This window comes from Pseudomonas sp. Rh2 (assembly GCF_040762985.1).
Taxonomy (GTDB): domain Bacteria; phylum Pseudomonadota; class Gammaproteobacteria; order Pseudomonadales; family Pseudomonadaceae; genus Aquipseudomonas; species Aquipseudomonas taiwanensis.
The window spans coordinates 5,278,704-5,298,806 of sequence record NZ_CP142890.1 but is presented as its reverse complement, the minus strand read 5'-3'; the positions used below and the strand labels follow the sequence as shown (position 1 = coordinate 5,298,806).

Genomic DNA, 20,103 nt, shown 5'->3' with positions numbered 1-20,103 from the left:
AATGGCCATTAGGACGATGCTGCTGGCAATGATGCTGACTCTCGCCACGTGGGCGGGCAACGCGGTGGCCGAACAATTGCCCAGGCAGATCCGGCTGGTGAGCGAGCAGTGGCTAGACTACACCAATGCCGACGGCACCGGGGTGGCATGGGATGTACTGCGCAAGGTGTTCGAGCCCGCCGGCATCAAGGTCCAGGTGCAAAGTGCGCCCTACAGCCGGGCGGTTGGGCTGGTCAAGCGCGGCGCAGCCGACGCCTGGGTCGGCTCCTACAAGCAGGAGAACGACGACAACCTGTACCCGAGCTGGCATTTTGATATGGACCATATCTATGCCCTTGGCTTGACCAGCAAGCCCACGCCGACGCTGGACACCGTCGGCCAGTATCGCCTGGCCTGGGTCCGTGGCTACGACTACGGCAACTACCTGCCAAATGTGCGCAGATTCCGCGAGATCCAGCGGCGCGAAGGCATTTTGCCCATGCTCGAGCACGACCGTGTGGATTTCTACATCGATGCCCTGACCGAAGTGGACTATGTGCTGGAGCAGGCGCCGCAGCCTGAGCGCTTCCGCCGTACCCATGTGGCCGAACTGCCGCTGTACCTGGCCTTTGGCCGCAGCGATGAGGCCAAGGCGCTGATCAGGGTATTCGACAGGCGAATGGCGGAGCTGGTGCGAAGTGGCGAACTCAAGCCCATCTTCGAGCACTGGAAGCAGCCGTATCCATTCACCCCGGACAGCAAGCCGCAATAGCGCGGCTGTCGCCACTGGAGAGCGACCCGCCCGTGAGCATTTCAAGCATCGAACTTTTCGATCTTAAGCCACGATATTCAGCCAGCGCACAGCCGCCAACCTGCTGATACAATCGGCTCACGTGAAATTTCAAACTTATCCAGGAGCACAACGTGCCCGTCGTCTTTGTTGCCGCCTCGAAACTCCCGACTCCTTTTGCAATCTTCACCATGCATGGCTTCCTCGATGAAGCCACTGGCCGAGAGCACGTCGTGCTCAGCCTGGGTGACATTGCCGATGGCGAGCCGGTGCTGGGGCGCTTGCACTCCGAGTGCCTGACCGGTGATGCCCTGTTCAGCCAGCGCTGTGATTGCGGCTCGCAACTGGAGGCCGCACTTCAAGCTATCGCCCGTGAGGGGCGCGGGGTGCTGCTGTACCTGCGCCAGGAAGGCCGTGGCATTGGCCTGCTCAACAAGATCCGCGCCTATGAGCTGCAAGATGGCGGCGCCGATACCGTTGAGGCCAACGAGCGTCTGGGCTTCGCCGCCGACCAGCGCGACTACGGTATCTGTCTGCCGATGCTTGAGCACTTGGGCGTGAAATCGCTGCGTCTGATGACCAACAACCCGCGCAAGGTCAAGGCGTTGACCGACATGAACATCAAGGTCGCCGAGCGCGTGCCGCTGCACACCGGCCACAACCCGCACAACCGTCTTTACCTGGCGACCAAGGCCGATAAACTCGGCCACATGATGGGCAATAAGCACCAGGGTGAGGTGCCTCAGGCGTGACACGTGGCGAGGTGAAGCGGCGTCTGGCGTTGGCCTGGTGGCAATACCTGGCGGTGGGCCTCGTGCCGCTGCCGGTCATGGCCTGGGCCTTCGGCGGCGGCGATGCGTTGATCCCGGTACTGGCGATGCCGCTGTTCATCGCCGGTGCTGCTTCCATGTTCCTGAGCCTACCGCGCTTTGGCGCCTACAAGCGCGCCCTGATCGCCACTTCCAAGGCGCTGGGCACGGCTGAAGAGCCTGCGGCCTGGATCGAGCTGGCCCGTGTGCGACGGTGGGCCATGCTGTACGCCTGTTTTCCTGCCTGGGTCGCGGCGCTGTCGGTACTGGTGGGCCTGGAAGCCGTGCCGCAGGTGCTCCTGGCGCTGTCGACCGTGGTGCTGCTCTACCTCTACCGTATTCCGCGTCAGTTGGGCTGATGCGCATTTTCCTCTGCCTGTTGGCACTGCTGGCGTGCAGTGCCCGGGCGCAGGAACCGCTGCGGGTGATCAGCCTGGCACCCTCGATGACCGACATCATGCTCGAACTGCAGGCCGATGACCTGCTGGTTGGCGTACTGGATGGCGGCGAGCGGCCAGCGGGTCTACGTGCCTTGCCCTCGGTGGGGCGCCACGGGCAACTGGACATGGAGCGTTTGCTCAGCCTCAGGCCCGACCTGGTGCTGGTATGGCCCTCAGGCGTGTCGCCAGCCCAACAAGCCCAGCTCAAGCGATTGGGCATCGAGACCTTCAGTGCCGAACCCCACAGCCTTGACCAGCTTATCGAGCAGATCGAGGCGATAGCCGAACGTATTGGCCGTGGCGAGCAAGGGCTGCGATATGGGGCGCTGCTTCGTGATCGTTTACAGCAGTTGCGCCAGCGCTACCGGCGCGAGCAACCGGTAAGCGTGTTCTACCAGGTGTGGGACACGCCGCTCTATACAGTGGGTGCAACGCAGATCATCAGTGACGCATTGGCCGTATGCGGGGCCCGGAACGTGTTCGACGATATTAACCTGCCTGCTCCGCAGATAAGCGTGGAAGCGGTGCTTCAACGTGATCCTCAGGTGATTCTGGCCGGCGATTGGGCACAATTGGCCCGTTGGAAAGCCTGGCCGCGACTGCGTGCCGTGGCGGGGAAGCGCTTGCTGGTAGTGCCGGACAAGGGCCTGGAGCGGCCCAGCGGGCAGATGATCGACGCCACCAAGCGTCTGTGTGCACTGCTGGAGGCCCGAGCGCCAGATTGAAACCTGGCGCTCGGAGCGACGCGCTTTACAGGCCGAGCTTGTTCATCCGCGCTTTGACCGACGCTGCGATGCCGGCAGCATCCAAGCCGCACTCGGCCAGCATTTGGGCGGGCTTGGCGTGCTCGACATAGAGGTCGGGCAGGCCAAGGTGCAGCAGCGGCTTCACCACGCCCTCGCGAGCGAGGAACTCGCCCACGGCAGCACCGGCCCCGCCCATGATGGCGTTTTCCTCAATGGTCACCAGCAGTTCATGGCTGTCAGCCAGCGTGCGGACCAAGGCTTCGTCCAGGGGTTTGACGAAGCGCATGTCGACCACAGTCGCGTTGATCTGCTCGGCCACTTGCAGGGCTTCGGCCAACTGCACGCCGAATACCAGCAGTGCGACGTTCTCGCCCTGGCGGCGAACCACGCCCTTACCAATTTCCAGGGGCTCGAGATCGCCGCTGATCGGTGCGTTCGGTCCTGTGCCACGCGGGTAGCGCACGGCAGCCGGGCCGTTGTAGTGATGGCCTGTGCTGAGCATCTTGCGCAGCTCGTTCTCGTCGCTTGGGGTCATCACCACGATGCCGGGGATGCAGCGCAGGTACGAAAGGTCGTAGCTGCCTGCGTGGGTGGGGCCGTCTTCGCCGACCAGGCCGGCGCGGTCGATGGCGAACAGTACGTCGAGGTTCTGCACGGCGACATCGTGAATCAACTGGTCGTAGGCGCGCTGCAGGAAGGTCGAGTAGATGGCAACGACCGGTTTGGCGCCTTCGCAGGCCATGCCCGCCGCCAGGGTGACGGCATGCTGCTCGGCGATGGCTACGTCGAAGTAGCGCTCCGGGTAGCGTTCGCTGAAGGCGACCAGGTCCGAGCCTTCCTTCATCGCTGGGGTGATGCCTACCAGGCGATTGTCGGCGGCGGCCATGTCGCACAGCCACTGGCCGAACACCGCGGAGTATTTCGGGCCGCTGGCTTTCTTCGGTGCGGCCGGCTTGTCGGCCGGTTCCAGCTTGGTGATGGCGTGGTAGCCGATCGGGTCGGCTTCGGCAGGGGCGAAGCCTTTGCCTTTCTTGGTCACCACGTGCAGGAACTGTGGACCCTTGAGGTCACGCATGTTGCGCAGGGTGGCGATCATGGTCGGCAGGTCATGGCCGTCGATCGGGCCGATGTAGTTCCAACCCAATTCCTCGAAGAGGGTGCCGGGGGCCAGCATGCCCTTGGCGTATTCCTCGGTGCGGCGGGCGATTTCCCAGGCGCCTGGGAGGCGCGACAGCACCTTCTTGCTGCCTTCGCGCATGCTCGAATAGGTGCGGCTGGAGAGGATCTTGGCCAGGTAGTTGGACAGGCCGCCGACATTGCGCGAGATCGACATGTCGTTGTCGTTGAGGATCACCAGCATGTCGGCGTCGACTTCCTGGGCGTGGTTCAACGCTTCGAAGGCCATGCCGGCAGTCAGTGCGCCGTCGCCGATCACCGCGATCGACTTGCGTGGGTCGTTCTGCAGGCGTGCGGCAATGGCCATGCCCAGGGCGGCGCTGATCGAGGTGCTGGAGTGGCCGACGCCGAAGGTGTCGTATTCGCTCTCGCTGCGGCGCGGGAAGGCGGCGATGCCATCTTTCTGGCGCAGCGTCAGCATGCGGTTGCGACGGCCGGTGAGAATCTTGTGCGGGTAGGCCTGGTGGCCGACGTCCCACACCAGGCGGTCATCCGGGGTATCGAAGACGTAGTGCAGGGCAATCGTCAGTTCGATGACGCCCAGACCGGCGCCAAAATGCCCACCGGTCTGACCAACGGTGTACAGAAGCTCCTGGCGCAACTCGTCGGCCAGGGTCTCCAGGTCGGCTTCGGCCAACCGGCGCAGGCCAGCAGGCGTGTCAGCGCGGTCGAGCAACGGCGTGACCGGGCGTTCGCGGGGGATCTCTTGAAACGTCGTGGGCATCAGGCGAGTCGTTATAGGTGTGAAGACGCGGCAGTTTACCCCATTGTGGGAAAAGCTGCCCATTGGGTCGGGGTCGCTTCGGGCTGCTTTACAGCCCATCGCCGGCAAGCCGGCGCCTACGAATGCTGCGGTGAAACGTGCCGGTGATGGACCGCGAAGCGGCCCCGATCAATGGCGGCGCTCGACGATATAGCGTGCCAGCGCCCGGAGTGGCTCGGCGTTCTCGCCAAAACCATCGAGCGCGGCCAGCGCCTGGTCACGCAGCTCCAGCGCGTAGGCCTTGGCCGCGTCCAGGCCGAGCAAGGCCGGATAGGTCGGTTTGTCACGGGCTATGTCGGCGCCCTGGCGTTTGCCGAGGGTGGCGGTATCGCTTTCCACGTCGAGGATGTCGTCCTGCACCTGGAATGCCAGGCCGATGGCTCGTGCATAGGTTTTCAAGGCATCGAGCTGTGCTTGCTCGGCGCGGGCGCTGGCCAGGGCGCCTAGGTGTACGCTGGCTTCGATCAACGCGCCGGTCTTGTGCCGGTGCATGAATTCGAGCGCCTGTTGGTCAAGCTTCAGGCCCACCGACCCCAGGTCGATGGCCTGGCCGCCGACCATGCCAGCCGGCCCGGCTGCCTTGGCCAGGGTTTGCACCATCGCCAGGCGGATGCTGTCTGGCTGGGGGCTCAGACGCGGGTCGAGCAGAGCGCTGAAGGCCAGGCTCTGCAGGCCGTCGCCCGCAAGGATGGCGCAGGCTTCGTCGAAGGCCTTGTGGGTAGTTGGCTGGCCACGGCGCAGGTCATCGTCGTCCATCGCCGGCAGGTCATCGTGCACCAGCGAATAGGCATGGATCAGTTCCACCGCACAGGCCGCGCCATTGGCTTGTTCGGCCGGGGCACCCAGGGCTTCGCAGGCAGCATAGGCGAGCAGTGGGCGTACCCGCTTGCCGCCGTTCATGACGCTATAGCGCATGGCTGCGTAGAGGCGTTCGAGCTCTTTGGACGGGGCCTCGAACAGGGGTTCGAGCGCGGCGTCGACACGGGCCTGGCTGCTGGCCTGGTAAGCGCTGATCATGCTTCTGGCTCCGCATCGAAGGGCTGGGCGGCCAGCTCGCCGTCCCGCTCCAGGAGGATCTGTACTTTCTGCTCGGCCTGGGCCAGCGCCCCCTGGCAATCACGGGTCAGGGCAATGCCTTGTTCAAAGGCGGCCAGCGACTCTTCCAGCGACAATTCGCCGTTCTCCAGGCGCTCGACCAGCGCTTGCAGGTCTGCGAGGGATTGTTCGAAATCGATGGAGGCTTTTTTGCGGGCCATGGCGACTGTCTCGGTGGTGTTCAGAACGGCGCGACACTAGCAGAGCAGGGCGGGGGGAGCAAACTTGTGTGGCGGGCCAGGTTCTTTGGGGTAGGCATGATTTCTGTGGTGTCTGTGAAATCGAGCGCCGCGTGCGCGGCGCATCGCGAGCAAGGCTCGCCCCTACGGTTGATTCAGCCCAGGGAGGGGGTAACCCAACCGGTAGGAGCGAGCCTAGCTCGCGATCCGCTGCGCCACTGCGCTCAAGGCGAGCGCCTGCAGGCAATCACACCATTTCCGCTTCCCGCACCAGCATCGCCTCGCGGTACCGCGCCAGCTCTTCAATAGTCAGCACGGGTAGATTGTATTGCCGCGCATACACCGCCACCTGTTCGCCCCTGGCCATGCTGCCATCAGGGTTCATCAGCTCGCACAGCACTGCTGCCGGGCGCAACCCGGCCAGACGCGCAAGGTCCACCGAGCCTTCGGTGTGCCCACGGCGGGTCAGCACCCCGCCATTGCGTGCACGCAGCGGGAACACATGGCCGGGGCTGACGATGTGGCGCTGTTCGGCGCTCGAGCGCAAGCACGCTTCGATGGTGGTGATGCGGTCCTGGGCCGAAACCCCGGTGCTCACGCCTTCGGCGGCTTCGATGCTGACGGTGAAACCGGTACCGTGGCGTGCCTGGTTGTTCTGCACCATCGGTGCCAGCTGCAGGGCGTCGACGGTAGTTTCGTCCAGGCACAGGCAGACGATGCCGCTGCAGTCGCGAATCATCATGGCCATGGTCTGTAACGACAGGTTCTCGGCAGCGGCGACGATGTCGGCTTCGTCCTCGCGGTCGTCATCGTCAAGCAGCAAAACGGGGCGACCGGCCTGGAAGGCAGCGATGGCGGCGGATACGTTGGGGAATTGCTGTTGCAGCATAGGGGACATGAAACGCTCCTCGTGAATGATCGATGAACGTCTCGGGGCGAACAAAACGCGTGCACGGGGGCGCCCGAACGGCCCCTGCCTGACGCCTTCTTTCATCCGGACTATGACCGTCGGCTCTGGAGTCGCACCAGATCTGCTGACCCCCGGCATGGCCGGGGCGCTCGCGGGCTCATCTTTCGATTTACCGCCGGTGGGGACTTTCACCCCGCCCTGAAGACCGCCCAAGCATACAGCACCGTGCCACCCCGCTGGCAACCCGGCAGGCTACGACCTTCGGCGGTATCATGCGGCCAGGGTCTTTTGGAAAACGACATCATGGACATTCTCCAAGTCGCTGGCGGCAAGCCGATCAAGGTGTGGACCGACGGCGTGCCGGTTGAAGACGAAGCCCGCCAGCAATTGCTGAACACGGCGAAGATGCCGTTCATTTTCAAGCATCTGGCGGTGATGCCCGATGTGCACCTGGGCAAAGGCTCGACCATTGGCAGTGTGATTCCAACCGTCGGTGCGATCATCCCGGCTGCGGTAGGTGTGGATATCGGCTGCGGCATGATCGCTGCCCGTACCTCGCTGCACGCCCGGGACCTGCCGGACAACCTGCACGGTCTGCGCAGCGCCATCGAGAAAGCGGTGCCCCACGGCAAGACCTTCGGTCGTCGCGACCAAGGCGCCTGGGATGATGTTCCCACTTCTGCGGACCAGCAGTGGCGTGGGTTGGCAGGTCGCTTCAAGGCGATCACCGACAAGTACCCTCGCCTGGAGAAGACCAACAACCGCCATCACCTGGGGACGCTGGGCGGCGGCAATCATTTCATCGAGGTGTGCCTGGACGAGGCCGACCAGGTCTGGTTCATGCTGCACAGCGGTTCACGCGGCGTCGGTAATGCCATCGGCAACCTGTTCATCGAACTGGCCCAGGCCGACATGCGTCAGCACCTGGCCAATCTGCCGGACAAGGACCTGGCCTACTTCGAGGAGGGGAGCCGGCATTTTGCCGATTACGTCGAGGCGGTCGAGTGGGCCCAGGACTACGCCCGGCGCAATCGCGAATTGATGATGCACGCAGTGGTCGCCGCCGCACGGCAGGTATTGGGGCGGCCCTTCGAGGCCCGCCTGGAAGCCGTCAACTGTCACCACAACTATGTGCAGCGCGAACACCATTTCGGCCGCGAGGTGCTGGTGACGCGCAAGGGGGCGGTTTCGGCGCAGAAGGGGCAGTTGGGCATCATCCCCGGCTCGATGGGCGCCAAGAGTTTCATCGTACGTGGCCTGGGCAATGAGGAGTCGTTCTGTTCCTGTAGCCACGGTGCTGGGCGGGTCATGAGCCGCACCCAGGCCAAGCGTCGTTTCAGCGTCGAAGACCAGCGGCGAGCGACCGCGCACGTGGAGTGCCGCAAGGACAAGGAGGTGATCGATGAGATCCCCATGGCCTACAAGGACATCGACGCGGTGATGCTGGCCCAGCGGGAGCTGGTGGAGGTGGTGCACACTTTGCGTCAGGTGGTGTGCGTGAAAGGGTGACGACACCGGCCCCAAACGCAGCTTCAGGCCACGCTGCGGACCGACGCGGCGTCTAGGGGCGATGCCCGGGCGTCGCTTCTTCCTCAGCCTTGCTCGCGCATGATCTGGGCGATGATTGGCACCGGGGTCATCAAGTGCGCATGCATCATCGTGCTGGCACGGGCGGCATCACGGGCGAGAATCGCCTCGACCAGTGCCGCGTGCTCCTGGCGCTTGGTTTCCAGAGCCTCCTCGGAAAACACCGTATGGGTCAGCCACAGATGACGGTAACGTTCGGCCTGGTCGAACAGGTAGGTGCGCGCCTGCAGCAGGTGCTTCGAGCCACAGCCTGACGCGATGGCGGTATGGAACGCCTTGTGGCGCTGGTCCCAGACGTCCAGACGCTGTTCACGGGTCTTCACTTCCATGACCTTGGCCAGGGTATGCGACTGCGCCAGCACCGAAGCCTCCCAGGCGTCATCGCCACGCTCGATGGCCAGCCCAACGATCATGGCTTCGAGGTTGGCGCGGGCATCGTAGATATCTTCCATCTCGTCCAGCGACATCGGCGCCACCCGGTAGCCCTTCTGGCTGATGGCAACCACCAGCTTTTCCGCCACCAATTGCGACAGGGCCTCGCGCAGTGGGCCGACGCCCAGGTCGTAGCGCTCCTTGAGCGTGCTCATCAGCAGCTTTTCGCCCGGTTTGAACAGGCCGCGGATGATGTCTTGCTTGAGCCACTCATACCCACTGAAGGCCGAGTTCTGCCGTGGGGCGTGTGCTTCCAAGGTGCTGTCCTCAAAACGTTTTGCAAATCATACCGAAACGTCTTTTCAGATAGAAACAATGGACAAACGAGCGTTTTGTTATCGTTTTATAAAAATGTAGACATTTTGCTTTTGTGGCGATATTTTTGCCGTGCCCACCTGATCCGGGCACTGTCTTCGAACCTCTCTGCCAGGAAACCGCCATGAACGCCTTCACCAAGATCGAGGAACCCGTGCTGCCGATGCCTCTGGAAACCCGGGGCTTCTCCGTCAAACCGTCCGAACAGTCGCCACGCCTGCTGGAAGTGGTGTTTGCCCGCGAAACGGTGGAAGCGTTCGTCAAGGCCGTGGCCGAATGGCCCGTGCAGGCGCTGGAGTACAAGTCCTTCCTGCGTTTTCGCGTTGGCCAGATTCTCGATGAGCTGTGCGAAGGCACCCTGCGCCCGGTCTTGCTGAACGGCCTGCTCGACCGTGCCACCGGTGGCATGCTGATCACACCGCAGGGGCTGGACGATGTGAGCCAGGCCGAGGACATGGTCAAGTTCACCACCGCCTGCGCGCACCTGGTGGGTCGTTCCAACTACGACGCCATGAGCGGTCAGTTCTATGCCCGCTTCGTGGTGGTCAACACGGACAACTCCGACAGCTACCTGCGCCAGCCGCACCGGGTGATGGAATTGCACAACGACGGCACCTTCGTGAACCAGATCACCGATTACGTGCTGATGCTCAAGATCGATGAAAAGAACATGGAAGGCGGCAACTCGCTGCTGCTGCACCTGGATGATTGGGAGCAGTGCGAGTCGTTCTTCCGTCACCCTATGGCTCGCCGCGAAATGCGCTGGACCGCGCCGCCCAGCAAGAAGGTCAGCGAGGACGTGTTCCACGCCGTGTTCGACACCGACGCCGTGGGCCGCCCGACCATGCGCTACATCGACCAGTTCGTGCAGCCCGAAAACTTCGAGGAAGGCATCTGGCTGAATGCGCTTTCCGAGTCGCTGGAAGGCAGCGAGCGCAAGCTGTCGGTGCCAGTGCCGGTCGGCAGCTTCCTGCTGATCAACAACCTGTTCTGGCTGCACGGCCGCGACCGCTTCACGCCGCATGACGGCCTGCGCCGTGAGCTGATGCGCCAGCGAGGCTACATCAGCTACGAAAAGCCGCTGTACCAGCGCGGCCAGTAACCCTTCCAACGCTGCAGGGCTGCCCAGGGGGCGGCCCTTCGTCGTGCCCGAAACAAAACCACCGGCTGGCGCCGCGCGCCACCGGTAAAGAGGTAATGGCTGTGTACGATTTCATCATCATCGGCGGCGGTATCGTGGGCATGTCCACAGCCATGCAGCTGATTCAGCTCTACCCGGACGCCAAGATGCTCCTGCTGGAGAAAGAGTCCGGGCCTGCCCGTCACCAGACTGGCCATAACAGTGGCGTGATCCATGCCGGTGTGTACTACACCCCCGGCAGCCTCAAGGCACGTTTCTGCCTGGAGGGCAACAAAGCCACCAAGGCCTTCTGCGACAAGCACGCCATCCGCTACGACGAGTGCGGCAAGTTGCTGGTGGCCACCAATGCCCTGGAAATGGAGCGCATGAAGGCATTGTGGGAGCGTACCGCTGCCAATGGCCTGGAACGCTCGTGGCTGTCGGCGGCCGAACTGCGTGAACGTGAACCGAATATCGTCGGCATCGGCGGTATCTTCGTGCCCTCCAGCGGCATCGTCAGCTATGCCGAAGTCACTGCCGCGATGGCCCGCGAGTTCCAGGCGGCAGGCGGCGAGATCCGCTACAGCGCGCAGGTACAGGGCCTCCAGGAACATGCCGACCAGGTCGTGGTGCGTGCGGGGGCCGACGAGTTCCGTGGGCGCTTCCTCATTACCTGTTCCGGGCTGATGGCCGACCGTGTGGTGCGCATGCTGGGCATCGAACCCAGCTTCATCATCTGCCCGTTCCGTGGCGAGTACTACCTGCTGCCCAAGCAGCACAACCAGATCGTCAACCACCTGATCTACCCGATCCCGGACCCGTCGATGCCATTTCTCGGCGTCCATCTGACCCGGATGATCGACGGCACCGTCACCGTCGGCCCCAACGCGGTGCTGGCCACCAAGCGCGAGGGCTATCGCAAGTCCGATATCTCGCTGCCCGACCTGTTCGAGACGCTCACCACGCCAGGCATTCTCAAGGTGCTGGCGAAGAACCTGCGTCCGGGGCTGATCGAGCTGAAGAACTCGCTGTTCAAGGGCGGCTACCTCAAGCAGGTGCAGAAGTACTGCCCAAGCATCACCAAGGCCGACCTGACCGACTATCCGGCGGGTGTCCGCGCCCAGGCGGTATCCCGCGACGGCAAGCTCATCGATGACTTCCTGTTCGTCAACACCCGACGCAGCGTGAACGTGTGCAACGCCCCGTCGCCAGCGGCCACGTCGGCGATCCCGATTGGCGCGCACATCGTCGACAAGGTACGCGAACAGCTCGCCGCCACCGGCACCCGGCTGACGGCCCGTATCCCCGATAACCCGCAGCGGGCCGCCGGCTGAAGTGCCGCCACCGCCATCCCAGCAGAGGAAGACTAGCGTGCAATTGCAAGACTCCAGCCTGTTCCGCCAGCAGGCCTACATCGATGGCGCCTGGGTCGATGCCGACAGCGGCCAGACCCTCAGGGTGAACAACCCGGCCACCGGCGAACTGATCGGCCATGTGCCGAAGATGGGCGCTGCCGAGACCCGCCGCGCCATCGAAGCCGCCGAACGGGCCTTGCCGGCCTGGCGCGCCCTGACTGCCAAGGACCGCGCCAATCGCCTGCGCCGCTGGTTCGAACTGATGATGCAGAACCAGGAAGACCTGGCGCGCCTGATGACCCTCGAGCAGGGCAAGCCGCTGGTCGAGTCCCGAGGCGAAATCGCCTATGCCGCTTCGTTCCTGGAGTGGTTCGGCGAAGAAGCCAAGCGTGTCTATGGCGACATGATCCCCGGCCACCAGCCAGACAAGCGCCTGATGGTGATCAAGCAGCCGATTGGCGTCACCGCGGCGATCACCCCGTGGAACTTCCCCTCGGCGATGATCACCCGCAAGGCCGGGCCGGCGTTGGCCGCCGGCTGCACCATGGTGCTCAAGCCTGCTTCGCAGACGCCGTACTCGGCCCTGGCCCTGGCTGAGTTGGCCGAGCGTGCCGGCATTCCCAAGGGGGTACTCAGCGTGGTCACCGGCAGTGCCGGTGAAGTGGGCGGCGAACTCACTCACAACCCGATCGTACGCAAGCTGACCTTCACCGGCTCTACCGAAATCGGTCGCCAACTGATGGCCGAATGCGCCAAGGACATCAAGAAAGTGTCCCTGGAACTGGGCGGCAATGCCCCGTTCATCGTGTTCGACGATGCCGATCTGGATGCAGCCGTCGAAGGTGCCCTGGTTTCCAAGTACCGCAACAACGGCCAGACCTGCGTTTGCGCCAACCGCCTGTATGTGCAGGACGGCGTCTACGACGCCTTCGTCGACAAGCTCAAGGCGGCAGTCGCGCGCCTGAACATCGGCAACGGCCTGGAAGCCGGCATCACCACCGGCCCGCTGATCGACGCCAAGGCCGTGGCCAAGGTCCAGGAGCACATCGAGGATGCCGTTGCCAAGGGCGCCCGTGTGGTGGCGGGTGGCAAACCGCATTCGCTGGGCGGCACCTTCTTCGAGCCGACCATTCTGGTCGACGTGCCCCAGCATGCTGCCGTGGCCAAGGAAGAGACCTTCGGCCCGCTGGCGCCGCTGTTCCGCTTCAAGGACGAAGACGAAGTCATCGCCATGTCCAACGACACAGAATACGGCCTGGCGGCCTATTTCTATGCCCGCGACCTGAGCCGGGTGTTCCGTGTGGGCGAGGCGCTGGAGTACGGCATCGTCGGTATCAACACCGGGATCATCTCCAACGAAGTCGCGCCATTCGGCGGTGTTAAAGCCTCTGGCCTGGGCCGCGAAGGGTCCAAGTACGGCATCGATGACTACCTGGAAATCAAATACCTGTGCATCGGCGTGTAACCACGACCGTCGTTGATCGAGTCTTGAACGGAGCGAACATGAACACCAACCAGAGCCTGCAACAACGCCGCCTGGCCGCCATTCCACGTGGCGTCGGGCAAATCCACCAGATCTACGCCGAGCGTGCCGAGAACGCCACCGTGTGGGACGTCGAGGGCCGAGAGTACCTGGACTTCGCCGGCGGTATCGCGGTGCTCAATACCGGCCACCTGCACCCGAAAGTCATGGCAGCCGTCCAGGCGCAGCTGGCCAAGCTGACCCACACCTGCTTCCACGTCTTTGGCTACGAGCCCTACGTGGCCCTGGCCGAGAAGATCAACCAGCGCGTGCCGGGCGACTTCGAGAAAAAGACCTTGCTGGTGACCACCGGCGCCGAAGCGGTGGAGAACGCCATCAAGATCGCCCGTGCCGCCACTGGGCGCCAGGGTGTGATCGCCTTCACCGGCGCCTACCATGGGCGTACGCACTACACCCTGAGCCTGACCGGCAAGGTCGTGCCTTACTCTGCGGGCATGGGCCTGATGCCAGGTGGCATTTACCGTGCCCAGTACCCGAACGCGGTGCATGGCGTGAGCAGCGATGACGCCATCGCCAGCGTCGAACGCATCTTCAAGAACGACGCCGCGCCGACTGACATCGCCGCGATCATTCTCGAACCGGTCCAGGGCGAAGGTGGTTTCAACGTCGCGCCGAAAGACTTCCTGGCCCGTCTGCGCGCCCTGTGCGACGAGCACGGCATCGTGCTGATCGCCGACGAAGTGCAGACCGGTGCTGGTCGTACCGGTACCTTCTTCGCCATGGAGCAACTGGGCGTCGCCGCCGACCTGACCACCTTCGCCAAGTCCATCGCCGGTGGTTTCCCGCTGGCTGGTGTGTGCGGCCGTGCCGAGATCATGGATGCGGTGGCTCCCGGTGGCCTGGGCGGGACCTACGCCGGTAGCCCAGTCTCCTGCGCCGCTGCCCTGGCCGTGCTGGAAGCCTTCGACGACGAGAAACTGCTGGAGCGGGCCCAGGCGGTCGGTGAAATCCTCACCAGCGGCCTGCGCGCCATCGGCGAGCGTCACAACAGCCTGGTGGATGTGCGCAACCTGGGTGCCATGGTCGCCGTAGAGTTGTTCGAGGGCGGTGACCTGAGCAAGCCTGCGGCCGATCTGACCGCCAAGGTGGTGGCCAAGGCCCGTGACAAAGGGCTGATCCTGCTGTCGTGCGGCACCTATTACAACGTCTTGCGCATTTTGGTTCCGCTGACCGTCAGCGACGCGGACTTGCAGCGCGGTCTGGCCTTGATCGGCGAGTGCTTCGACGAGCTCGCCTGACACTCATGCCTGACGGTCGCTCGACGGCCGTCGGCGCTTTCTTGAGTCAGCGTCACCCTGGTCTGTGCTCACCCGCATCTGTCCGACTCACCCTCTCGGACAGGGCGGGCTTTTTCGTCCGATGCTGGTGAGCGCGGACACCGAAAATGCCCTCAGAGGCAGTACAAGAACAAAGGTAATGCCATGCAGAACGATAAGAACAATCTCAGTCACGGGCTCAAGTCCCGTCATGTGACCATGCTTTCCATTGCCGGTGTCATTGGCGCCGGCTTGTTCGTAGGTTCAGGACGGGCCATTGCAGAGGCCGGCCCGGCCACCATCCTTGCTTACATCTTCGCCGGCGTGCTGGTCGTGCTGGTGATGCGCATGCTGGCGGAAATGGCCGTCGCGTCGCCAGACACCGGTTCGTTCTCCACCTATGCCGACCAGGCCATCGGCAAGTGGGCGGGCTATACCATCGGCTGGCTCTACTGGTGGTTCTGGGTGCTGATCATTCCCATCGAAGCCAATATCGCCGCAACCATCATCAACACGTATGTGCCGCAGATGGAAATCTGGGTGCTGTCGTTGGTCATCACCTTGCTGCTGACCGCCACCAACCTGTTCAGCGTCAAGCACTACGGCGAGTTCGAGTTCTGGTTGGCGTTGGTGAAGGTGGCCGCTATCGTCGGCTTCATCATCCTCGGTGCCTGCGCCATCCTTGGCCTGTTCCCCAGCACCGGCGTGAGCGGGGTTTCACGCTTGTGGGATAACGGCGGCTTCATGCCCAACGGCTTTGGTGCAGTGCTCAGCGCGATGCTGATCACTATGTTCTCGTTCCTCGGTGCCGAGGTGGTGACCATTGCCGCGGCGGAGTCCGATGCCGCTGGCAAGCAGATCTCCAAGGCCACCAACTCGGTGATCTGGCGGATCACGTTGTTCTACATCCTGTCGATCTTCATCGTCGTGGCGCTGGTGCCGTGGAACGATCCAAGGCTGGCGAGCGAAGGGTCCTATGTGGCGGTGCTGAATATTCTCAACGTGCCCCATGCCAAGGCCATCATCGACTTCGTGGTGCTGACCTCGGTGACCAGTTGCCTGAACTCCTCGCTGTACACCGCTTCGCGCATGCTCTATTCGCTGAGCCGCCGGGGCGATGCGCCCGCTTGTGCCCAGGTGACCGCCCGCAGCGGTACGCCGATCTATGCCGTAATGCTGTCTACCGGTGCCGCGTTCCTGACGGTGATCGCCAACTACCTGGTGCCCTCGAAGGTGTTCGGTTTCCTCATGGCCAGCTCGGGTGCGATTGCTCTGCTGGTCTATCTGGTGATTGCCATTTCCCAGCTGCGCCTGCGTAAACGCCTGATCGCCGAAGGTAAGACCCTGAGCTACAGGATGTGGCTGTTCCCTTGGCTGACATGGGGTGTGATCTTGTTCATCAGCGCCGTGCTGGTGCTGATGTTGCTGCGCCCCGACCACCGGCTCGAAGTGGTATCGACCATGGCGCTGGCGATACTGGTGGTGTGCTCGGGCCTGCTGGTGACACGACGTCGCCGGCGTGTGGAGCAGGGCGGCGCCAACCCGCTGACGAGCTCCGGAAGCGGGGTCGCTGGTTGATGGAGCTCCCCCTCGAGGTGCGCGCGTCGAGGGGGATATTCACGGTAAACTTTCTCAGCCCCTGGGCATGCCATGGCGATGCCGATGACTTTCAGTGCTCATGGGTGTGCTCCTTTCCATCGCGGTGAAAATGCGACTTCGGAGCCGGCTTCGAGTGTTGGGCGCTGTCGGCCTCGCCATGCCCGTGATGGCCAGGCGCGGTGGGTGCGCTTGGCGAAGCCGGATGATGCGCCTTGGATTGCCCCTTGTCATGGTGGCCACTTCCCGAGGCTGCCTCTTCGTAGCGACCTGGCACGTTGTCGCCGTGTTGGCCTTCATGATTGTGCATTTCGCTTTCGCCACCCCCGTGCTGGTGGCCGCCGCTGATCGCGACCATCGCGTTGTACTGCTGGGCGTTCATTCGGGGTAGCTGATCGAGGAAGGCGACAATTCCCCAGATGTACGGGTCACCCATGCTCTTGCCCCAAGCTGGCATGCCTGTGGCCTTGATGCCGTGTTTGATGGTCCAGAACGCGACAGCGGGATCACCGCTGACCCCAAGTTTGGTCAGGTCGGGAGGAGAGGGGTACAGCGCCTGGCTGAGCTCTGTCTTCTCAACGCCGGGGGCAAGATGGCAACCGATGCACATGGCGTTGTAGTTACCAGCGCCCATGCGAATCAGGTTTTCGTCCTTGAGGTCTGGTACCTCGATATCCCTGGCGCGCACCTCGATGGAACGATCCCGAACCATGGCCAGAAAGGCATGTACTGCCGGGAAGTGAGGATCATCGGCCGCGACGTTCACCACGCCAAAGTACGCGGCTGCCAGAACGCTCGCGCTGGTGACGGCGCCTGCTGCAACCAGCGTTGTTATCGTTCTTTTCATGTCTGGCTCTCAAAACCACATGCGGATGCCGGCGACGAAACGTGCTTCATCCACATCCCCACCTTCATCACGGATGAAGTCGGCGGTTTTGCCATAGGAGCGGTTCCAGGTGACGCCTATGTAAGGTGCGAACTGGCGAACGATTTCATACCGCAGCCGCACGCCGACTTCGGTATTGGCAAGACCGGAACCCACACCACGCTCAGGATCGTTCTTGCCGTAGAAATTGACTTCAGCGGTTGGCTGCAGGATCAGGCGATTGGTCAGGAGTATGTCGTAGTCGCCTTCCAGGCGGGCGGCGGTCTGGCCGTTTTCGCCGAGGAATGCAGTGGCTTCGGCTTCGAAACCGTACAGTGCCATGCCCTGGATGCCGAACGCAGCCCAGGTCTGAGGAGATTGCGGCTTGAAGTCCTGGCGAACCCCGGCAACCACATCCCACCAAGGGCTGACCGAGCGGCCGTAGAGCAGCTGTAGTTCGGCATCTTCGGTGACACCGTTGGTCCGTTCACCCTCGGAGCGTATCCAGAGCCGGTTGATATCACCGCCTATCCATCCAGTAGCATCCCAGGCCAGCGCGCTGCCTTCGTCAGCATCCTGGTACTCGAGTTGGTCCAGCAAGAAGAAGCTGTTGATTGCGCTGTCGTGCATCCGATGTCCGCCCAACGGCGGGAACGCCGCCTGGCGGTCTGCATCCGTGAGTACGGGAATCGGGGTACGGCTGGTAGTGGCAGGCGCCGCGGAACCGTGGTTCATCGTTGAGTGATCCATGGCGCCATGGTCCATCCCCTGCATGCTCGTATGATCCATCTTGCTGTGATCGGCGGGCGCGGTTTTTTTCCGAGGCTCGCTTGCGCCCATCTGGCTGTGGTCCATGCCTGGCATCGAGTCGTGCCCCATGGACGAATGATCCATCGCCGAGTGGTCCACCTCTTCAGCGGCGAAGCTGGGCGCAACGCCCAGCACGCCAAGCGAAACGGTCAGGGCCAGCAGCGAGGGTCGCGCCAGGCTACTGGTCATCTTTCCCTGCCTTAGCGTCGTCGCTGCCATGCGATTGCATCATTTTGCTGTGATCCATGCCCTGCATCGAGCCATGATCCATGCCTTTCATCGCATCGTGATCCATGCCCTGCATCGAGCCATGATCCATACCTTTCATGGCGCCGTGATCCATGCCTTGAGCGCCCTTGGCCTTCGCGTAATCGGCAGACGTCTGGGTATGTTGTTCATGGGTGTCGCTCGACCACGACGATGGGGCATAAACGGTGAACAGGCCCGCCATCGCAGCGCAAAGGACAAAGGTGTTTCGTTTCAGGGGTTTGCTCATTTCGGATCTCCAGTTCATTCGTCCACGCGGACTTCTCGGAACATGCCCATTTCCATGTGGAACAGCAGGTGACAGTGATAGGCCCAGCGTCCCAGGGCATCTGCGGTCACGCGATAACTCCGTTTCGAGCCGGGGGGCATGTCAATCGTGTGTTTTCGAACCATAAAGTTGCCGTGCTCATCCTCCAGGTCGCTCCACATGCCATGAAGGTGGATGGGGTGGGTCATCATGGTGTCGTTGACCAGGGTGATGCGAAGGCGCTCGCCGTACTTCAGGCGCAGGGGGGCGGCATCGGAGAACTTGATGCCGTCGAAGGACCAGGCGAACTTCTCCATGTGGCCGGTCAGATGCAGTTCGATGGTTCGGCCAGGTTCCCGACCGTCCGGATCGATGAAGGTGCTTCGCAGATCCGAGTAGGTCAGAACCCGACGGCCGTTGTCGCGCAGCCCAACCCCCGGGTCGCTCAGCTTTGCGGTTGGAGTCATCGTCTGCATGTCGACCAACGGGTTGTTGGTCTCTGAGGCGGGATGGCTTTGCATGGCCCCACCGGTATCTGCCATGTTGCCGTGATCCATACCGGCCATGTCGCCGTGGTCCATGCCGGCCATGCTGCCGTGATTCATCCCCGCCATGCTGCCGTGGTCCATGCCCATGTCACCCATGGAGATGACGGGGCGAGGGTCGACGGCTGGAACCGGTGCTTGCAAGCCTTCGCGGATAGCCAAGGTGCCCCTGGAGTACCCCGAGCGATCCATGGATTGAGCGAAAATGGTGTATGCCTGTTCATCCTGTGGCTCAACGATGACATCGTAGGTTTCAGCAACGGCGATACGGAACTCGTCGACCGAAACGGGATTGACATGTTGCCCATCCGCCGCGACCACGGTCATCTTCAGGCCAGGAATGCGCACATCGAAGTACGTCATGGCCGAGCCGTTGATGAAGCGCAGCCGGATTTTCTCACCGGGCTTGAAAACGCCGGTCCAGTTTCCGTCTGGCGCCTGGCCATTCATGAGGTAGGTGTAGGTGTACCCGCTGACGTCGGCAAGATCGGTGGGGCTCATCTTCATCTCGGCCCACATCTTGCGGTCAGCGACCGCGGCGGACCAGCCCATCTCGCCGACGTCGTTGACGAAATCACCCACCGTTCGCTTGTGGAAGTTGTAGTAGTCAGACTGCTTCTTGAGCTTGGAGAGCACCCGGGCAGGGTCTTCGTCCGTCCAGTCGCTGAGCATCACCACATAGTCCCGGTCATAACTGAACGGCTCGGGCTCTTTCGCATCGATGACCAGTGCGCCATACACCCCGACCTGCTCCTGGAAGCCAGAATGGCTGTGGTACCAGTAGGTGCCGTTCTGATGGACCTTGAACCTGTACTCGTACATGCCATCAGGGGCGATGCCATGGAAACTCAGGCCTGGGACACCGTCCATGTTCGCCGGCAGGATGATGCCGTGCCAGTGGATGGACGTGTCCTGCTTCAAACGGTTGCGCACCCGAAGCGTGACGGTATCGCCTTCGCGCCAACGGAGCGTGGGGCCTGGCAGAGAACCGTTGATTGCCATGGCGGTGCGCGGGGCGCCGGTGATATTGACCGGCAGCTCACCGATGTAAAGGTCAAATTCTGTGCCTGTCAGCACATTGGGCTGGCCAGGGCTGGTCACCGCCCACACCGGCGCGCGCCACATGCCCAACCCGCCCAGTAGTCCGGTAGCAGCCAGGCCTTTGACGAAGGATCGTCGTGTGGTTTTGCTTTGCATGCCGTTGCGTCCAGTCAGAGAAATAGCTGATATCCAGGCCGCCGAATGTCGCAGCCCTCGGTTTCAGTTCGGTCCTCGCAA

At 62.8% G+C, this 20,103-nt stretch carries 19 protein-coding genes and 1 riboswitch; of the genes, 10 read left to right on the top strand and 9 right to left on the bottom strand.

Annotation, left to right across the window (positions count from 1 at the left end):
- Window position 1: 1 nt before the first annotated feature.
- The 4 genes from VXM67_RS24200 to VXM67_RS24185 all read left to right on the top strand — a co-directional run bounded on the left by VXM67_RS24200 (window position 2) and on the right by VXM67_RS24185 (window position 2,743).
- Window positions 2-751 (top strand): ABC transporter substrate-binding protein, encoded by a 750-nt coding sequence (locus VXM67_RS24200; RefSeq protein WP_023382586.1) that lies wholly within the window; start codon window positions 2-4, stop codon window positions 749-751.
- A gap of 152 nt (window positions 752-903) precedes the next feature.
- Window positions 904-1,521 carry a GTP cyclohydrolase II gene (gene ribA, locus VXM67_RS24195; protein ID WP_023382585.1) on the top strand — a complete coding sequence of 206 codons (618 nt, stop codon included), beginning with the start codon at window positions 904-906 and terminating at the stop codon, window positions 1,519-1,521.
- Window positions 1,518-1,937, top strand: coding sequence for a hypothetical protein (locus tag VXM67_RS24190; protein WP_027907544.1), 420 nt, complete (start codon window positions 1,518-1,520; stop codon window positions 1,935-1,937). Before ribA ends, VXM67_RS24190 begins: the two co-directional genes overlap by 4 nt.
- Complete coding sequence (locus tag VXM67_RS24185; protein ID WP_367237423.1) at window positions 1,937-2,743, top strand: cobalamin-binding protein; 807 nt, start codon at window positions 1,937-1,939, stop codon at window positions 2,741-2,743. Before VXM67_RS24190 ends, VXM67_RS24185 begins: the two co-directional genes overlap by 1 nt.
- 25 nt (window positions 2,744-2,768) lie before the next feature.
- Here VXM67_RS24185 and dxs read toward each other — a convergent pair whose 3' ends face one another.
- The 4 genes from dxs to ribB all read right to left on the bottom strand — a co-directional run bounded on the left by dxs (window position 2,769) and on the right by ribB (window position 6,875).
- Window positions 2,769-4,664, bottom strand: coding sequence for a 1-deoxy-D-xylulose-5-phosphate synthase (gene dxs / locus VXM67_RS24180; RefSeq protein WP_023382582.1), 1,896 nt, complete (start codon window positions 4,662-4,664; stop codon window positions 2,769-2,771).
- Between the two features lie 168 nt (window positions 4,665-4,832).
- Entirely contained in the window at window positions 4,833-5,720 is an 888-nt protein-coding gene (gene ispA / locus VXM67_RS24175) for a (2E,6E)-farnesyl diphosphate synthase (protein ID WP_023382581.1), read from the bottom strand.
- Entirely contained in the window at window positions 5,717-5,959 is a 243-nt protein-coding gene (locus tag VXM67_RS24170; RefSeq protein WP_011531978.1) for an exodeoxyribonuclease VII small subunit, read from the bottom strand. The genes ispA and VXM67_RS24170 overlap by 4 nt, the downstream gene beginning before the upstream one ends.
- A gap of 265 nt (window positions 5,960-6,224) precedes the next feature.
- Window positions 6,225-6,875: a 3,4-dihydroxy-2-butanone-4-phosphate synthase gene (gene ribB, locus VXM67_RS24165; RefSeq protein ID WP_104883243.1), complete on the bottom strand. Its 651-nt coding sequence runs from the start codon at window positions 6,873-6,875 to the stop codon at window positions 6,225-6,227.
- Between the two features lie 80 nt (window positions 6,876-6,955).
- Window positions 6,956-7,097: riboswitch (FMN riboswitch) on the bottom strand.
- Window positions 7,098-7,190: 93 nt separating this feature from the next.
- Between ribB and VXM67_RS24160 the strand changes: the two genes are divergently transcribed.
- Window positions 7,191-8,396 carry an RtcB family protein gene (locus VXM67_RS24160; RefSeq protein ID WP_104883244.1) on the top strand — a complete coding sequence of 402 codons (1,206 nt, stop codon included), beginning with the start codon at window positions 7,191-7,193 and terminating at the stop codon, window positions 8,394-8,396.
- Window positions 8,397-8,479: 83 nt separating this feature from the next.
- On the opposite strand, the gene csiR is transcribed toward VXM67_RS24160, so the two are convergent.
- A complete protein-coding gene (csiR, locus tag VXM67_RS24155) occupies window positions 8,480-9,163 on the bottom strand; it encodes a DNA-binding transcriptional regulator CsiR (protein WP_104881194.1) in 684 nt (227 codons plus the stop codon).
- 182 nt (window positions 9,164-9,345) lie between these two features.
- Between csiR and glaH the strand changes: the two genes are divergently transcribed.
- The 5 genes from glaH to gabP all read left to right on the top strand — a co-directional run bounded on the left by glaH (window position 9,346) and on the right by gabP (window position 16,073).
- Window positions 9,346-10,323 carry a glutarate dioxygenase GlaH gene (gene glaH, locus VXM67_RS24150; protein WP_027907548.1) on the top strand — a complete coding sequence of 326 codons (978 nt, stop codon included), beginning with the start codon at window positions 9,346-9,348 and terminating at the stop codon, window positions 10,321-10,323.
- Between the two features lie 101 nt (window positions 10,324-10,424).
- Window positions 10,425-11,675: an L-2-hydroxyglutarate oxidase gene (gene lhgO, locus VXM67_RS24145; RefSeq protein ID WP_041925759.1), complete on the top strand. Its 1,251-nt coding sequence runs from the start codon at window positions 10,425-10,427 to the stop codon at window positions 11,673-11,675.
- 37 nt (window positions 11,676-11,712) lie between these two features.
- Window positions 11,713-13,161 (top strand): NADP-dependent succinate-semialdehyde dehydrogenase, encoded by a 1,449-nt coding sequence (gene gabD, locus VXM67_RS24140; protein ID WP_104883245.1) that lies wholly within the window; start codon window positions 11,713-11,715, stop codon window positions 13,159-13,161.
- Window positions 13,162-13,199: 38 nt separating this feature from the next.
- A complete protein-coding gene (gene gabT / locus VXM67_RS24135) occupies window positions 13,200-14,477 on the top strand; it encodes a 4-aminobutyrate--2-oxoglutarate transaminase (RefSeq protein ID WP_023382574.1) in 1,278 nt (425 codons plus the stop codon).
- A gap of 183 nt (window positions 14,478-14,660) precedes the next feature.
- Window positions 14,661-16,073 carry a GABA permease gene (gene gabP / locus VXM67_RS24130; RefSeq protein WP_023382573.1) on the top strand — a complete coding sequence of 471 codons (1,413 nt, stop codon included), beginning with the start codon at window positions 14,661-14,663 and terminating at the stop codon, window positions 16,071-16,073.
- Window positions 16,074-16,164: 91 nt separating this feature from the next.
- Here the strand turns inward: gabP and VXM67_RS24125 are convergent, their stop codons facing one another.
- The 4 genes from VXM67_RS24125 to VXM67_RS24110 are packed head-to-tail and all read right to left on the bottom strand — an operon-like array spanning window position 16,165 to window position 20,022.
- The gene (locus tag VXM67_RS24125) at window positions 16,165-16,938 is read right to left on the bottom strand and encodes a cytochrome c (RefSeq protein WP_023382572.1); all 774 of its coding nucleotides are present in this window, start codon (window positions 16,936-16,938) and stop codon (window positions 16,165-16,167) included.
- 9 nt (window positions 16,939-16,947) lie between these two features.
- Window positions 16,948-17,955, bottom strand: a complete 1,008-nt coding sequence (locus VXM67_RS24120; protein WP_023382571.1) for a copper resistance protein B — start codon at window positions 17,953-17,955, stop codon at window positions 16,948-16,950.
- Window positions 17,945-18,262, bottom strand: a complete 318-nt coding sequence (locus VXM67_RS24115; protein WP_238346509.1) for a hypothetical protein — start codon at window positions 18,260-18,262, stop codon at window positions 17,945-17,947. Before VXM67_RS24115 ends, VXM67_RS24120 begins: the two co-directional genes overlap by 11 nt.
- A gap of 14 nt (window positions 18,263-18,276) precedes the next feature.
- Complete coding sequence (locus VXM67_RS24110; protein ID WP_104881197.1) at window positions 18,277-20,022, bottom strand: copper resistance system multicopper oxidase; 1,746 nt, start codon at window positions 20,020-20,022, stop codon at window positions 18,277-18,279.
- Between the last annotated feature and the right edge of the window lie 81 nt (window positions 20,023-20,103).